This is a genomic window from Arthrobacter sp. PGP41, from assembly GCF_002953935.1.
GTDB lineage: Bacteria > Actinomycetota > Actinomycetes > Actinomycetales > Micrococcaceae > Arthrobacter.
Window position 1 is genome coordinate 4049466 of sequence record NZ_CP026514.1, and the last position, 17628, is coordinate 4067093.

4 protein-coding genes and 6 rRNA genes are annotated in these 17628 nt (G+C 58.5%); all 10 read right to left on the bottom strand.

Annotation, left to right across the window (positions count from 1 at the left end; all coding sequences use genetic code 11):
* Positions 1–29: 29 nt before the first annotated feature.
* A complete protein-coding gene (locus C3B78_RS18570; protein WP_009358243.1) occupies positions 30–317 on the bottom strand; it encodes an HU family DNA-binding protein in 288 nt (95 codons plus the stop codon).
* Positions 318–787: 470 nt separating this feature from the next.
* A 5S ribosomal RNA gene (gene rrf, locus C3B78_RS18575) occupies positions 788–904 on the bottom strand.
* A 230-nt stretch (positions 905–1134) separates the two neighbouring features.
* Positions 1135–4260 (bottom strand): 23S ribosomal RNA (locus C3B78_RS18580).
* A 495-nt stretch (positions 4261–4755) separates the two neighbouring features.
* Positions 4756–6278, bottom strand: a 16S ribosomal RNA gene (locus tag C3B78_RS18585).
* The 16S, 23S and 5S rRNA genes sit together here, the layout of an rRNA operon.
* Positions 6279–6841: 563 nt before the next feature.
* Complete coding sequence (locus tag C3B78_RS18590; protein WP_104999375.1) at positions 6842–9919, bottom strand: glycoside hydrolase family 2 TIM barrel-domain containing protein; 3078 nt, start codon at positions 9917–9919, stop codon at positions 6842–6844.
* A gap of 121 nt (positions 9920–10040) precedes the next feature.
* Positions 10041–11048 (bottom strand): LacI family DNA-binding transcriptional regulator, encoded by a 1008-nt coding sequence (locus C3B78_RS18595; RefSeq protein WP_104999376.1) that lies wholly within the window; start codon positions 11046–11048, stop codon positions 10041–10043.
* A gap of 114 nt (positions 11049–11162) precedes the next feature.
* Positions 11163–11279, bottom strand: a 5S ribosomal RNA gene (gene rrf, locus C3B78_RS18600).
* Between the two features lie 233 nt (positions 11280–11512).
* Positions 11513–14638: ribosomal RNA gene (locus tag C3B78_RS18605) — 23S ribosomal RNA — on the bottom strand.
* A 495-nt stretch (positions 14639–15133) separates the two neighbouring features.
* Positions 15134–16656, bottom strand: a 16S ribosomal RNA gene (locus C3B78_RS18610).
* Positions 16657–17321: 665 nt separating this feature from the next.
* Positions 17322–17627 carry a 30S ribosomal protein S14 gene (gene rpsN, locus C3B78_RS18615; RefSeq protein ID WP_009358853.1) on the bottom strand — a complete coding sequence of 102 codons (306 nt, stop codon included), beginning with the start codon at positions 17625–17627 and terminating at the stop codon, positions 17322–17324.
* Between the last annotated feature and the right edge of the window lies 1 nt (position 17628).

Genomic DNA, 17628 nt, shown 5'->3' on the forward strand with positions numbered 1-17628 from the left:
CTCCGGCTGCGTGCCGGGGAGGAAGAAGCCTACTTCTTGTTGGAGACTGCAGCCTTCAGCTTGGAGCCGGCGGTCAGCTTGACGCTGTGGCCTGCTGCGATCTGGATGGTCTCACCCGTCTGCGGGTTGCGGCCGGTGCGTGCAGCGCGGTCGGTACGCTCGACGGCGAGCCAGCCCGGGATGGTGATCTTCTCGCCCGCTGCGACAGAAGTCTCGAAAACCTCGAACAGTGCGTCGAGGACGGAGTTGACGGCTGCCTGGCTGGTGCCGGCCTTGCCAGCTACCTCTGCAACAAGTTCACTACGGTTCTTAGCCATTTATGTCCTCCTGGACGGTCATGATTCTGGAGCCTATACGCGGCATGCGTACAAGCCACTGTTCGAAAACTTACCAGCTTGGGCCTCCGCGTTCCGCAAATTCCGCGTGTTTCCGCGACTTTTTGAGGTTAATCACCGGATTTTCAGGGTTTTTCGCCCCGGATTCAGCCGCCAGCGGACGCTCTCGCAGTTGATGTGGGTTTTTCTGTGACGCTGTCGCAGTTGATGGGGAGTTTTTTGGGGGTGCTCTCGCGGTTTGGTCCTGGTGGTCGACGGCGGGCGGGCCGGGTAAGTGCGAGAGGGTACCCCGGGAGGGGACGTTAAGTGCGAGAGGGTACCGGCGGGAGGGGGCGTTAAGTGCGAGAGGGTCCCGGCGGGGGACGGGGGTGTGGTGTTGTCTGTTTGGTGTGGGGTGGGTGTTTAAATGCGGGAGGCCCCAACCTGGTGGTTGGGGCCTCGACCTAATGGTTGTCCGGCGGTGACCTACTCTCCCACACCCTCCCGGGTGCAGTACCATCGGCGCTGTGGGTCTTAGCTTCCGGGTTCGGAATGGGACCGGGCGTTTCCCCCACGCTATGACCGCCGTAACCTTGTTACCCGTCCGCCCGGGTGTGACCCGGGGGTGGGAAGTGTTGTGGTTACAACATGCTGTCCTGCCCGTGTAAGGGGCAGGGTGGTGTTGTTATTCAGTTGGTGTTCCCCGACAACGTTTGGTTTGTTGTTTGGGAACCACATAGTGGACGCAAGCAGTCTTGATTTTTCTTTTTACCAACCCTGGTGTGGAACCGCTTTTGAACCGGTTTCACGGGTGTGGTGTGTGGTGTAAGTTATCGGCCTATTAGTACCGGTCAGCTTCACGAGTCGTTAGTCCTCGCTTCCACATCCGGCCTATCAACCCAGTGGTCTGGCTGGGGGCCTCTCACACACGAGGTGTATGGAAATCTCATCTTGAAGCGAGCTTCCCGCTTAGATGCTTTCAGCGGTTATCCCATCCGAACGTAGCTAATCAGCGGTGCACTTGGCAGTACAACTGACACACCAGAGGTTCGTCCGTCCCGGTCCTCTCGTACTAAGGACAGCCCTTCTCAAATTTCCTGCGCGCGCAGCGGATAGGGACCGAACTGTCTCACGACGTTCTAAACCCAGCTCGCGTACCGCTTTAATGGGCGAACAGCCCAACCCTTGGGACCTACTCCAGCCCCAGGATGCGACGAGCCGACATCGAGGTGCCAAACCATGCCGTCGATATGGACTCTTGGGCAAGATCAGCCTGTTATCCCCGAGGTACCTTTTATCCGTTGAGCGACGGCCATTCCACAATGTACCGCCGGATCACTAGTCCCGACTTTCGTCCCTGCTCGAGATGTCTCTCTCACAGTCAAGCTCCCTTGTGCACTTACACTCGACACCTGATTGCCAACCAGGCTGAGGGAACCTTTGGGCGCCTCCGTTACTTTTTAGGAGGCAACCGCCCCAGTTAAACTACCCATCAGGCACTGTCCCTGACCCGGATTACGGGCCGAAGTTAGATGTCCAAAGTGACCAGAGTGGTATTTCAACGATGACTCCACCCGAACTGGCGTCCGGGCTTCAACGTCTCCCACCTATCCTACACAAGCCACTCCGAACACCAATACCAAACTATAGTAAAGGTCTCGGGGTCTTTCCGTCCTGCTGCGCGTAACGAGCATCTTTACTCGTACTGCAATTTCGCCGAGTTTATGGTTGAGACAGCGGGGAAGTCGTTACTCCATTCGTGCAGGTCGGAACTTACCCGACAAGGAATTTCGCTACCTTAGGATGGTTATAGTTACCACCGCCGTTTACTGGGGCTTAAATTCTCAGCTTCGCCTTGCGGCTAACCGGTCCTCTTAACCTTCCAGCACCGGGCAGGAGTCAGTCCGTATACATCGTCTTGCGACTTCGCACGGACCTGTGTTTTTAGTAAACAGTCGCTTCCCCCTGGTCTCTGCGGCCCCGATCCCCTCCCACCAGCAAGTGGTGTTCAAGGTTGGGGCCCCCCTTCTCCCGAAGTTACGGGGGCATTTTGCCGAGTTCCTTAACCATAATTCTCTCGATCGCCTTAGTATTCTCTACCTGATCACCTGTGTCGGTTTGGGGTACGGGCGGCTAAAACCTCGCGTCGATGCTTTTCTCGGCAGCATAGGATCACCGAATCCCCCCAAACGGGGGTCCCATCAGATCTCAGGCATCATGAACAGCGGATTTGCCTACCGTTCGCCCTACATCCTTAGACCGGGACAACCATCGCCCGGCTCGGCTACCTTCCTGCGTCACACCTGTTAATACGCTTGCCTCCCAGGATCAGGTCCTGCGCTCCACCAAAACCCTTCACCCACAAGGGGTGTCAGGCAGGTCTCGGGCAGTTAGTATCCCCTGTTCAGCATGGGCGGTTTTTCGCCGGTACGGGAATATCAACCCGTTGTCCATCGACTACGCCTGTCGGCCTCGCCTTAGGTCCCGACTTACCCAGGGCAGATTAGCTTGACCCTGGAACCCTTGATCATTCGGCGGACGGGTTTCTCACCCGTCTTTCGCTACTCATGCCTGCATTCTCACTCGTGTAGGCTCCACCGCTGGTTTACACCGCGACTTCACCGCCCACACGACGCTCCCCTACCCATCCAAACGCCTGAACCACAAGGGCTTAGCTAATATTTGAATGCCACAACTTCGGCGGTGTACTTGAGCCCCGCTACATTGTCGGCGCGGAATCACTTGACCAGTGAGCTATTACGCACTCTTTTAAGGATGGCTGCTTCTAAGCCAACCTCCTGGTTGTCTTCGCAACTCCACATCCTTTCCCACTTAGCACACGCTTAGGGGCCTTAGTTGGTGGTCTGGGCTGTTTCCCTCTCGACTATGAAGCTTATCCCCCACAGTCTCACTGCTGCGCTCTCACTTACCGGCATTCGGAGTTTGGCTGACGTCAGTAACCTTGTAGGGCCCATTAGCCATCCAGTAGCTCTACCTCCAGCAAGAAACACGCAACGCTGCACCTAAATGCATTTCGGGGAGAACCAGCTATCACGAAGTTTGATTGGCCTTTCACCCCTACCCACAGCTCATCCCCTCCATTTTCAACTGAAGTGGGTTCGGTCCTCCACGACGTCTTACCGTCGCTTCAACCTGGCCATGGGTAGATCACTTCGCTTCGGGTCTAGATCACGCCACTGCAACGCCCTATTCAGACTCGCTTTCGCTACGGCTGCCCCACACGGGTTAACCTCGCGACGTAACACTAACTCGCAGGCTCATTCTTCAAAAGGCACGCCGTCACAGCTACAAGGCTGCTCCGACGGATTGTAAGCACACGGTTTCAGGTACTGTTTCACTCCCCTCCCGGGGTACTTTTCACCTTTCCCTCACGGTACTGGTCCGCTATCGGTCATTAGGGAGTATTTAGGCTTATCAGGTGGTCCTGACAGATTCGCACGGGATTTCTCGGGCCCCGTACTACTTGGGATACTCTCACAGGCGGTACACAACATTACGGTTACGGGGCTAACACCCTCTCTGGCCGGCCTTTCAAAACCGTTCACCTATGCCTGCACATCACACCCCACCAGCCCGGCAGAACTGGTATGGAAAGTCCCACAACCCCGACCATGCAACGCCCGCCGGCTATCACACATGGAACGGTTTAGCCTGATCCGCGTTCGCTCGCCACTACTAACGGAATCACTATTGTTTTCTCTTCCTGCGGGTACTGAGATGTTTCACTTCCCCGCGTTCCCTCCACGCACCCTATGTGTTCAGATGCGGGTCACCGAGTCACTCGCGCGCTCGGCGGGGTTTCCCCATTCGGACACCCTGGGATCACAGTCCGGTTATCGACTCCCCCAGGCTTATCGCAGATTCCTACGTCCTTCTTCGGCTCCTAATGCCAAGGCATCCACCGTGTGCTCTTAAAAACTTGACCACAAAAGATCAAAAACGCTAATTTTCGAGAGAACCACGAAAACCACTGCACCATCCCGAAAGACAGCACAACAGATCCAGGTTCATATTCTTGGAAATTGCTTCTTATAAAAGATGCTCGCGTCCACTATGTAGTTCTCAAACAACAACCCCAAACCACACACCCCACACACACAACATGCATGACCGGTGCAGCCAGGAAACCAGAAACACACAAACCCGCAACCCCACCCCAAAAAAAGGGCAAGACCACGGCCCTGTTGCCTCAGGACCCAACAGTGTGCCAAACACTAAACCACCCGCACCCACCAGCACCCTTCCAGGAACCCCCGCAAAGAGGAACCGTACTAAGCACCGGAAAGAACCGGCAGCCGCTATTCGTTGATATTCCACCCTTGAGCACCCGCCGCAGAACTAGCGTCTGCGCAACGGGCTGTACTCCTGACAAACCCCCGCACCGCATACACGGCACGAACAATCTGTAGGTGCTCCTTAGAAAGGAGGTGATCCAGCCGCACCTTCCGGTACGGCTACCTTGTTACGACTTAGTCCCAATCGCCAGTCCCACCTTCGACAGCTCCCTCCCACAAGGGGTTAGGCCACCGGCTTCGGGTGTTACCAACTTTCGTGACTTGACGGGCGGTGTGTACAAGGCCCGGGAACGTATTCACCGCAGCGTTGCTGATCTGCGATTACTAGCGACTCCGACTTCATGGGGTCGAGTTGCAGACCCCAATCCGAACTGAGACCGGCTTTTTGGGATTAGCTCCACCTCACAGTATCGCAACCCTTTGTACCGGCCATTGTAGCATGCGTGAAGCCCAAGACATAAGGGGCATGATGATTTGACGTCGTCCCCACCTTCCTCCGAGTTGACCCCGGCAGTCTCCTATGAGTCCCCACCATCACGTGCTGGCAACATAGAACGAGGGTTGCGCTCGTTGCGGGACTTAACCCAACATCTCACGACACGAGCTGACGACAACCATGCACCACCTGTAAACCGACCGCAAGCGGGGCACCTGTCTCCAGGCGTTTCCGGTTCATGTCAAGCCTTGGTAAGGTTCTTCGCGTTGCATCGAATTAATCCGCATGCTCCGCCGCTTGTGCGGGCCCCCGTCAATTCCTTTGAGTTTTAGCCTTGCGGCCGTACTCCCCAGGCGGGGCACTTAATGCGTTAGCTACGGCGCGGAAAACGTGGAATGTCCCCCACACCTAGTGCCCAACGTTTACGGCATGGACTACCAGGGTATCTAATCCTGTTCGCTCCCCATGCTTTCGCTCCTCAGCGTCAGTTAATGCCCAGAGACCTGCCTTCGCCATCGGTGTTCCTCCTGATATCTGCGCATTTCACCGCTACACCAGGAATTCCAGTCTCCCCTACATCACTCTAGTCTGCCCGTACCCACCGCAGATCCGGAGTTGAGCCCCGGACTTTCACGGCAGACGCGACAAACCGCCTACGAGCTCTTTACGCCCAATAATTCCGGATAACGCTTGCGCCCTACGTATTACCGCGGCTGCTGGCACGTAGTTAGCCGGCGCTTCTTCTGCAGGTACCGTCACTTTCGCTTCTTCCCTACTGAAAGAGGTTTACAACCCGAAGGCCGTCATCCCTCACGCGGCGTCGCTGCATCAGGCTTGCGCCCATTGTGCAATATTCCCCACTGCTGCCTCCCGTAGGAGTCTGGGCCGTGTCTCAGTCCCAGTGTGGCCGGTCACCCTCTCAGGCCGGCTACCCGTCGTCGCCTTGGTAAGCCATTACCTCACCAACAAGCTGATAGGCCGCGAGTCCATCCAAAACCACAAAAAGCTTTCCACCCCCCACCATGCGATGAGGAGTCATATCCGGTATTAGACCCAGTTTCCCAGGCTTATCCCAGAGTTAAGGGCAGGTTACTCACGTGTTACTCACCCGTTCGCCACTAATCCCCCAGCAAGCTGGGATCATCGTTCGACTTGCATGTGTTAAGCACGCCGCCAGCGTTCATCCTGAGCCAGGATCAAACTCTCCGTTGAAGTAAAACAGACACAACCCCAAGCCCCGGGAAAACGGAACAAAAAGGCTGCACAAAATTTGAAACCAGCTGTAAAAACCAGACCACCCACAGGGGCGGACAGCCCGGTCAATTCAACCAATCACTAAAACAATTGGTATCAACAAACTTGGCACACTATTGAGTTCTCAAACAACAGACACACCCGGCACCACCACCAGCAAAAACCACCGTGGATCGCTCCGGAGCAACTTTTCAAACTTACCCGGTTTCAAGGAGCTTTGCAAATCGGCGTTTCCGCGATTTTCTCTGCTCTGAAACCGGCCCCGCCCGCGTTCGGCGCGCCAAGAGGCGAACCATTTTCAGGCTGTTTGGTAAGGGGTTTGGCCGCTATTTTTCCGCTTCAGCGGCGGCGACTCAGAAAACAATACACGGCGCGAAGCCGCTCCGCAAATCCTCTCCCAGGGACGGGGCCTACCCCTGGAAACCCCGGATTTCCGGGGTTTCCAGGGGTCTTTGGCCTTAGCCGGCACGTCTGCGCCACGCCCTCCAGCACTATGGACTGGCTCACATTTTGCAGCTCCCTTAGCTGCGCACCCTCAGGGTCAGGGAGAAGTCGGCTTCACGGGGCTCAAGACGGTACTGCGCCAGCACACCGGGACCACAAGCAGCGGTTCCCACCCCCCTGAGCGCATGGTCCAGATAGAGGTAGCTTCGGCCATCCGCCCTCAAGTCCGGCCGATGCGTCGCGGCGTGCAGGACGTCCTGGCTGTAGGGCCGGACAGTCAGCGCAAAAGAATCTCCCGCTATCTCCAGCGCCCGGTCCCCAAACCGCAATGCAGCCGACCGCACGCCGGACCGGGCGCCGCATTCCTGGGGCCGCACGTAGTCCACATCCATCCCCGAAAGCGGAATCGAGAACCAGCCCGTCCGCGCTCCCTGCCCCGTGTCCGGGTAGCTCTGGTGGGGACCCTGGCCGAACCAGCTCACCAGCTCCGCCTCTTCTCCCAGCACAAGTTCCAGCCCTATCCGCGCCCATTCCACGCCGTAGCCTCGATCGGTCCACGCGCCGTCCGGCCGGACCGAGGTCCGAAGCCCAACAGCTTCGCCATCGCTGGTCCAGGCATAGTCCACCAACACTCCATACTGTTTGTCGGCAGCGCTTACGCGCGTCCGGACGGTCAGGACTTCGCCGCCGTTTCGCCCGCCGTCGGCAGTGAAAGTACTGGAGCCAGGGGCGGCGCCGGCAGCGGCGTCCGCCGTGATACCCAGCAAACGGGTGTGGAGCCGGTTGAGGCCGGCGTCCTTCCACCGGGCGGCCAGGGGACGCTCGTCGGCGCCGCCCCATTCACGGCCAAGGTCGTTGTCCGTGGGGGCCCACCACAGATTCAGCGCGAGCTTTTCCACGGTGATGCCGCCTATGGAGGTGGGCATGCCCGTCACCCGGCTGAAGACGATGGGTCCCAGCGTCAGTTCATCCTGCTGGACGTGCACCGCTGCAGCCTGCGCCGGTCCAGCCGGAGCGCCAGGCTCCCTGACGGACTGCCCCCAGGCAATTTCGTGACCAGCGGCAGCCCAGGCGGAATCAGCGGCGAGGACTGCGCTGACAGTCAGTACAGCAGGCCGGCCGTCATGCTCAGAGACGGCAAGGGCAGCGACACTGGCAGGCAGGGCAATGACCGCTTCCGCCTGTGGTGCCACGCGCGGAACGTCCAGCGTGCCGGCGTCGAGGGTCCTGCCCTGGGATTCCACCACATAACCGAAGCTGAACGCAGCAGTGTCCGCAAAGTCCTGGCCGTTGCGCAGTGTGAAACCGGACCAGTCGCCTGCCACCGCGATGCGCAGCGGCTCAATGACCTTCTTGAAGTCCAGCAAGCCCGGCCGGGGTTTGCGGTCCGCATCAACCAGGCCGTCAGTGACGAAATTGCCGTCGTGAACTTCCTCGCCGAAGTCCCCGCCGTAGGCGTAGTGCTCACCACCGTCCGGGGAGGCGACGGTAATGCCGTGTTCCAGCCACTCCCACACGAAGCCGCCCATCAAGCGCGGGTACTTCTCGAAAAGTTCCTGGTACTCGCTCATGCCGCCGGGGCCGTTGCCCATGGCGTGGACATACTCGCATAGGACAAATGGCATCGCCCTGCGCCGGGCATCCAGCGCGGCATCTTCGAGCGCCGGCTCAGTCCCCTGCCCGATCAGGGCAGTTTCCGCCTGGCTGGCGTACATCCGGGAGTAGACGTCGACGTGCGCGCAGGACCAGTCGCCCTCGTAGTGGATGGGCCGGGAAGGGTCCCGGTCCTTGGTCCAGCGGGACATGGCGGCAAGGTTCCTGCCGGTGCCCGCCTCGTTGCCAAGCGACCACATGATCACCGCGGGGTGGTTCTTGTCCCGCTCAACCGTCCGGCGCATGCGGTCCACCAGGGCTGTTTCCCACTGCGGGTCGTCGCTCGGGTTTTGGGCCCAGCCGGCGCTTTCAAAGCCATGCGTTTCAAGGTCGCACTCGAGCACGACATAGAAGCCGAGCTGGTCGGCAAGTGCCAGGAACTCCGGGTGCGGCGGGTAATGGGAGGTGCGTATTGCATTGATGTTGTGCTGTTTCATGAGCCGCAGTTCGGCCTCCACTACGTCCCTGGGAACCACGCGGCCGAAGCGAGGATGGTGTTCGTGGCGGTTAACGCCGCGCAGCAGGATCCGCCGTCCGTTGACCTTGAATTGCGCGTCCTCGATGGCGATGCTGCGGAAGCCGAGCTGCAGCTCCACCGACTCTCCGGGGGTGCTGACGGTGGCCTCATAGAGCCGGGGCACCTCCGCAGACCAGGGTTCGACGGCGGGGATGCGCAGTTCCGTGCCTGCAGACAGTTCCGCATCCAGTTCGGCAACGCGGACGACGGCGTCAATCGCCTGTCCGCCCCGGGTCACCTCCACCTTGAGGGTGCCTTCGCCGGTGGCGTGGTCGTAGCCTGCGTGGACGAAGACGTCGTCGATGCCGGCCTCAGGCCTTGCCTGCAGCGTCACATCGCGGAAGATGCCGGGAAGCCACCACATGTCCTGGTCCTCCACGTAGCTGGCGGCCGAGAACTGCGCCACCCGCACAGCAAGGATGTTCTGCCCCTGAACCAGGATCCCGGATACATCGAATTCATGGGCCAGCCGGCTGCCGCGCGTAGTTCCAAGCTCTACTCCGTTCAGCCACACGGTTCCGGCGGACTCGATGCCGTCGAATCGCAGCAGGGCGTGCGGGAAGAACTCGGGGCCGGCCTCAAAGGCAACCAGGTGGTCGCCAATGGGATTGGCTTCCGGCACATGCGGCGGCTCCACGGCGAAGGGAAACTGGACATTGGTGTAGGCGGGAGTGCCATGCCCGTGCATTGGCCAGCAGGATGGTACGGGCAGGCTCTCGAATCCATCCAGGTTCTCGCCCCGCTGCCAGCCGGCTTTCGGTGCGGTCCGGATGCCGGAACTAAGGCGAAACTGCCAGTCGCCGTTCAACGACAGCCGTGGCGCGTCGCTGAGAAGGGAAGCGCGCGGAAGCAACGTACCCTTGCCCGGTCCAAGAGATTCCAGGTCCCTGATCTGGCCAGCCCCAAGATCCAGGCATCGGGCTGCTGAACCGGTCATGATTTCGGGCGTGCTGTCCGCCGTGGCGGTAAGGGAGTGGGCTGGCATGGGTTTCCTTGCTTCAGGGAGGCTGGGGTCGGGGTGCGGGAACCGTGGTCTCGACTGGCTCTACGTGAACGTTCACGGCCCGCCGTTCAAGCCTATCCGTTCACGTCTGCTTTGAGAAGGGTCAGGCCGACTGGCGAAGCACCAGCCGGTGCTTGAGGACCAGGGCGGCGTCCGGGCTTCCAGCCTCCACTGCGCCGGACAGCAGATCTGCCACAAGTCCGACGGCGGCCCGACCTACCGCACGCAGGTCCAGTGCGAGCGTGGTCAGCTCGGGCGAGATGAGTTCGCCCAGGGGTATGCCGTCCATGCCGATCACTGCACAGTCCCGCGGCACCGCCCTGCCGGCGGCGTGCAGGGCTTTGAGGGCTCCAGCCGCCATGAGGTCGTTGAACACCAGGAGCCCGTCGACCGTGCCGTGCTGCTCGAGCAGGGAGCGGACTGCGTCCCGTGCCGCCGGGGCTGTGTCCGCTGCCTGGCGGATGATGATGTCGATGCCGGCGTCGGCGGCCGCTGCCGCAACAGCGAGCCCGCGGGTGGTGGCCGGCCCTCCTTCGTCCGAATCCAGGTAGGCGATCTGCCGGCACTGTGCCGCCAGGAGGTGCTCCAGTGCCATCCGTGCCGCATGGACGTAGTCAAAGGAGATCCAACCGGCGGCCTGTCCTGCCGGGTTGTCCAGGACCACCACAGGGCGCCGTCCCATCAAGGACTGGGCTTGATGCGAACTGGCCCCAAGGTAGCCGATCAGGGCATCAACCTGGGGCGCGAGCCGGGCCACGGCATCGAGGCCGTTTCCGCTGCCGTGGCCAAAATCATCCATGACCACGTTCCAGCCCCGCTGGGTGGCTTCCTCCACCACGCTGGATGCAAAGGCCGGGAAATAGGGGTTTGTGAGATCCGGAATGGCCAGCCCCAGTGAGGTTCGGGCGCCCTGCACCAGGCCCTTGGCAAACCGGCTGGGGGAATAACCGAGCTCTGTTGCCAGCGCCTTGACGCGCTCACGGGTGGCCGCGCTGATTCCCGGCATGTCGTTCATGGCCCGGGTGACTGTCTGCCGGGATACTCCTGCGGCGGCCGCCACGTCCAGGATGGTGGCGCGGCGGACCTGTGGGCCGCTGGAACTCGAGGTCATGACGGTAAGTCTAGGCTGGTGGTGGGCGGGGTGTGGTGTTGTCTGTTTGGTGTGGGGTGGGTGTTTAAATGCGGGAGGCCCCAACCTGGTGGTTGGGGCCTCGACCTAATGGTTGTCCGGCGGTGACCTACTCTCCCACACCCTCCCGGGTGCAGTACCATCGGCGCTGTGGGTCTTAGCTTCCGGGTTCGGAATGGGACCGGGCGTTTCCCCCACGCTATGACCGCCGTAACCTTGTTACCCGTCCGCCCGGGTGTGATTCCGGGGGTGGGAAGTGTTGTGGTTACAACATGCTTTCCTGCCCGTGTTCGGGGGCAGGGTGGTGTTGTTATTCAGTTGGTGTTCCCCGACAACGTTTGGTTTGTTGTTTGGGAACCACATAGTGGACGCAAGCAGTCTTGATTTTTTCTTTTTACCAACCCTGGTGTGGAACCGCTTTTGAACCGGTTTCACGGGTGTGGTGTGTGGTGTAAGTTATCGGCCTATTAGTACCGGTCAGCTTCACGAGTCGTTAGTCCTCGCTTCCACATCCGGCCTATCAACCCAGTGGTCTGGCTGGGGGCCTCTCACACACGAGGTGTATGGAAATCTCATCTTGAAGCGAGCTTCCCGCTTAGATGCTTTCAGCGGTTATCCCATCCGAACGTAGCTAATCAGCGGTGCACTTGGCAGTACAACTGACACACCAGAGGTTCGTCCGTCCCGGTCCTCTCGTACTAAGGACAGCCCTTCTCAAATTTCCTGCGCGCGCAGCGGATAGGGACCGAACTGTCTCACGACGTTCTAAACCCAGCTCGCGTACCGCTTTAATGGGCGAACAGCCCAACCCTTGGGACCTACTCCAGCCCCAGGATGCGACGAGCCGACATCGAGGTGCCAAACCATGCCGTCGATATGGACTCTTGGGCAAGATCAGCCTGTTATCCCCGAGGTACCTTTTATCCGTTGAGCGACGGCCATTCCACAATGTACCGCCGGATCACTAGTCCCGACTTTCGTCCCTGCTCGAGATGTCTCTCTCACAGTCAAGCTCCCTTGTGCACTTACACTCGACACCTGATTGCCAACCAGGCTGAGGGAACCTTTGGGCGCCTCCGTTACTTTTTAGGAGGCAACCGCCCCAGTTAAACTACCCATCAGGCACTGTCCCTGACCCGGATTACGGGCCGAAGTTAGATGTCCAAAGTGACCAGAGTGGTATTTCAACGATGACTCCACCCGAACTGGCGTCCGGGCTTCAACGTCTCCCACCTATCCTACACAAGCCACTCCGAACACCAATACCAAACTATAGTAAAGGTCTCGGGGTCTTTCCGTCCTGCTGCGCGTAACGAGCATCTTTACTCGTACTGCAATTTCGCCGAGTTTATGGTTGAGACAGCGGGGAAGTCGTTACTCCATTCGTGCAGGTCGGAACTTACCCGACAAGGAATTTCGCTACCTTAGGATGGTTATAGTTACCACCGCCGTTTACTGGGGCTTAAATTCTCAGCTTCGCCTTGCGGCTAACCGGTCCTCTTAACCTTCCAGCACCGGGCAGGAGTCAGTCCGTATACATCGTCTTGCGACTTCGCACGGACCTGTGTTTTTAGTAAACAGTCGCTTCCCCCTGGTCTCTGCGGCCCCGATCCCCTCCCACCAGCAAGTGGTGTTCAAGGTTGGGGCCCCCCTTCTCCCGAAGTTACGGGGGCATTTTGCCGAGTTCCTTAACCATAATTCTCTCGATCGCCTTAGTATTCTCTACCTGATCACCTGTGTCGGTTTGGGGTACGGGCGGCTAAAACCTCGCGTCGATGCTTTTCTCGGCAGCATAGGATCACCGAATCCCCCCAAACGGGGGTCCCATCAGATCTCAGGCATCATGAACAGCGGATTTGCCTACCGTTCGCCCTACATCCTTAGACCGGGACAACCATCGCCCGGCTCGGCTACCTTCCTGCGTCACACCTGTTAATACGCTTGCCTCCCAGGATCAGGTCCTGCGCTCCACCAAAACCCTTCACCCACAAGGGGTGTCAGGCAGGTCTCGGGCAGTTAGTATCCCCTGTTCAGCATGGGCGGTTTTTCGCCGGTACGGGAATATCAACCCGTTGTCCATCGACTACGCCTGTCGGCCTCGCCTTAGGTCCCGACTTACCCAGGGCAGATTAGCTTGACCCTGGAACCCTTGATCATTCGGCGGACGGGTTTCTCACCCGTCTTTCGCTACTCATGCCTGCATTCTCACTCGTGTAGGCTCCACCGCTGGTTTACACCGCGACTTCACCGCCCACACGACGCTCCCCTACCCATCCAAACGCCTGAACCACAAGGGCTTAGCTAATATTTGAATGCCACAACTTCGGCGGTGTACTTGAGCCCCGCTACATTGTCGGCGCGGAATCACTTGACCAGTGAGCTATTACGCACTCTTTTAAGGATGGCTGCTTCTAAGCCAACCTCCTGGTTGTCTTCGCAACTCCACATCCTTTCCCACTTAGCACACGCTTAGGGGCCTTAGTTGGTGGTCTGGGCTGTTTCCCTCTCGACTATGAAGCTTATCCCCCACAGTCTCACTGCTGCGCTCTCACTTACCGGCATTCGGAGTTTGGCTGACGTCAGTAACCTTGTAGGGCCCATTAGCCATCCAGTAGCTCTACCTCCAGCAAGAAACACGCAACGCTGCACCTAAATGCATTTCGGGGAGAACCAGCTATCACGAAGTTTGATTGGCCTTTCACCCCTACCCACAGCTCATCCCCTCCATTTTCAACTGAAGTGGGTTCGGTCCTCCACGACGTCTTACCGTCGCTTCAACCTGGCCATGGGTAGATCACTTCGCTTCGGGTCTAGATCACGCCACTGCAACGCCCTATTCAGACTCGCTTTCGCTACGGCTGCCCCACACGGGTTAACCTCGCGACGTAACACTAACTCGCAGGCTCATTCTTCAAAAGGCACGCCGTCACAGCTACAAGGCTGCTCCGACGGATTGTAAGCACACGGTTTCAGGTACTGTTTCACTCCCCTCCCGGGGTACTTTTCACCTTTCCCTCACGGTACTGGTCCGCTATCGGTCATTAGGGAGTATTTAGGCTTATCAGGTGGTCCTGACAGATTCGCACGGGATTTCTCGGGCCCCGTACTACTTGGGATACTCTCACAGGCGGTACACAACATTACGGTTACGGGGCTAACACCCTCTCTGGCCGGCCTTTCAAAACCGTTCACCTATGCCTGCACATCACACCCCACCAGCCCGGCAGAACTGGTATGGAAAGTCCCACAACCCCGACCATGCAACGCCCGCCGGCTATCACACATGGAACGGTTTAGCCTGATCCGCGTTCGCTCGCCACTACTAACGGAATCACTATTGTTTTCTCTTCCTGCGGGTACTGAGATGTTTCACTTCCCCGCGTTCCCTCCACGCACCCTATGTGTTCAGATGCGGGTCACCGAGTCACTCGCGCGCTCGGCGGGGTTTCCCCATTCGGACACCCTGGGATCACAGTCCGGTTATCGACTCCCCCAGGCTTATCGCAGATTCCTACGTCCTTCTTCGGCTCCTAATGCCAAGGCATCCACCGTGTGCTCTTAAAAACTTGACCACAAAAGATCAAAAACGCTAATTTTCGAGAGAACCACGAAAACCACTGCACCATCCCGAAAGACAGCACAACAGATCCAGGTTCATATTCTTGGAAATTGCTTCTTATAAAAGATGCTCGCGTCCACTATGTAGTTCTCAAACAACAACCCCAAACCACACACCCCACACACACAACATGCATGACCGGTGCAGCCAGGAAACCAGAAACACACAAACCCGCAACCCCACCCCAAAAAAAGGGCAAGACCACGGCCCTGTTGCCTCAGGACCCAACAGTGTGCCAAACACTAAACCACCCGCACCCACCAGCACCCTTCCAGGAACCCCCGCAAAGAGGAACCGTACTAAGCACCGGAAAGAACCGGCAGCCGCTATTCGTTGATATTCCACCCTTGAGCACCCGCCGCAGAACTAGCGTCTGCGCAACGGGCTGTACTCCTGACAAACCCCCGCACCGCATACACGGCACGAACAATCTGTAGGTGCTCCTTAGAAAGGAGGTGATCCAGCCGCACCTTCCGGTACGGCTACCTTGTTACGACTTAGTCCCAATCGCCAGTCCCACCTTCGACAGCTCCCTCCCACAAGGGGTTAGGCCACCGGCTTCGGGTGTTACCAACTTTCGTGACTTGACGGGCGGTGTGTACAAGGCCCGGGAACGTATTCACCGCAGCGTTGCTGATCTGCGATTACTAGCGACTCCGACTTCATGGGGTCGAGTTGCAGACCCCAATCCGAACTGAGACCGGCTTTTTGGGATTAGCTCCACCTCACAGTATCGCAACCCTTTGTACCGGCCATTGTAGCATGCGTGAAGCCCAAGACATAAGGGGCATGATGATTTGACGTCGTCCCCACCTTCCTCCGAGTTGACCCCGGCAGTCTCCTATGAGTCCCCACCATCACGTGCTGGCAACATAGAACGAGGGTTGCGCTCGTTGCGGGACTTAACCCAACATCTCACGACACGAGCTGACGACAACCATGCACCACCTGTAAACCGACCGCAAGCGGGGCACCTGTCTCCAGGCGTTTCCGGTTCATGTCAAGCCTTGGTAAGGTTCTTCGCGTTGCATCGAATTAATCCGCATGCTCCGCCGCTTGTGCGGGCCCCCGTCAATTCCTTTGAGTTTTAGCCTTGCGGCCGTACTCCCCAGGCGGGGCACTTAATGCGTTAGCTACGGCGCGGAAAACGTGGAATGTCCCCCACACCTAGTGCCCAACGTTTACGGCATGGACTACCAGGGTATCTAATCCTGTTCGCTCCCCATGCTTTCGCTCCTCAGCGTCAGTTAATGCCCAGAGACCTGCCTTCGCCATCGGTGTTCCTCCTGATATCTGCGCATTTCACCGCTACACCAGGAATTCCAGTCTCCCCTACATCACTCTAGTCTGCCCGTACCCACCGCAGATCCGGAGTTGAGCCCCGGACTTTCACGGCAGACGCGACAAACCGCCTACGAGCTCTTTACGCCCAATAATTCCGGATAACGCTTGCGCCCTACGTATTACCGCGGCTGCTGGCACGTAGTTAGCCGGCGCTTCTTCTGCAGGTACCGTCACTTTCGCTTCTTCCCTACTGAAAGAGGTTTACAACCCGAAGGCCGTCATCCCTCACGCGGCGTCGCTGCATCAGGCTTGCGCCCATTGTGCAATATTCCCCACTGCTGCCTCCCGTAGGAGTCTGGGCCGTGTCTCAGTCCCAGTGTGGCCGGTCACCCTCTCAGGCCGGCTACCCGTCGTCGCCTTGGTAAGCCATTACCTCACCAACAAGCTGATAGGCCGCGAGTCCATCCAAAACCACAAAAAGCTTTCCACCCCCCACCATGCGATGAGGAGTCATATCCGGTATTAGACCCAGTTTCCCAGGCTTATCCCAGAGTTAAGGGCAGGTTACTCACGTGTTACTCACCCGTTCGCCACTAATCCCCCAGCAAGCTGGGATCATCGTTCGACTTGCATGTGTTAAGCACGCCGCCAGCGTTCATCCTGAGCCAGGATCAAACTCTCCGTTGAAGTAAAACAGACACAACCCCAAGCCCCGGGAAAACGGAACAAAAAGGCTGCACAAAATTTGAAACCAGCTGTAAAAACCAGACCACCCACAGGGGCGGACAGCCCGGTCAATTCAACCAATCACTAAAACAATTGGTATCAACAAACTTGGCACACTATTGAGTTCTCAAACAACAGACACACCCGGCACCACCACCAGCAAAAACCACCGTGGATCGCTCCGGAGCAACTTTTCAAACTTACCCGACTCTCCGCTCCGATGCAAATCCGTGTTTCAGGATTCTCATCGGCGGGAAGTCGTCCCCACCTCTTCAGGAGCGCTCGAAAGCCCTGCCAGAATTTGGTCTTGATTTTGGGGTTTTGGCCGCCCGCGGTAACCAGCTCTTCGCTGTCTCCCTCGCGGCGACTTAGAAAACAATACACCTCCCCGGGCACCTCCGCAAATCTCCCTGGCAAGGCGCCCTGAACCCCGTGTTTCCGCGGCTGGACGGCCCATCGGCCCCCATGGAAACCCATCCGGCGTCGTACTTCGTTCCTGTGTGCTGCAGCACAGTGCCTGGCCGCCGGATCGAAGGACGCCAACCGGAGAATTTTTAGACAGCAAAAGGGCCGGCAACCGTGAGGTTGCCGGCCCTTTTCAAGCAGCTGGTATCAGCAGTGCTGGATTACCAGGAAGACTTGGTGATGCCCGGAAGTTCGCCCTTGTGGGCCATGTCGCGGAAGCGGACACGGGAGATGCCGAACTTCTGGAAGGTTCCGCGGGGGCGGCCGTCGATGATGTCGCGGTTACGCAGACGGATCGGGGACGCGTTGCGGGGCAGCTTCTGCAGGCCCAAGCGGGCCGCTTCGCGTGCTTCGTCGGTTGCGTTTTCGTCAACCAGGGTCTTCTTCAGCTCGAGGCGCTTTGCAGCGTAACGCTCCACGATGACCTTGCGCTGCTCGTTGCGAGCAATCTTGGACTTCTTAGCCATG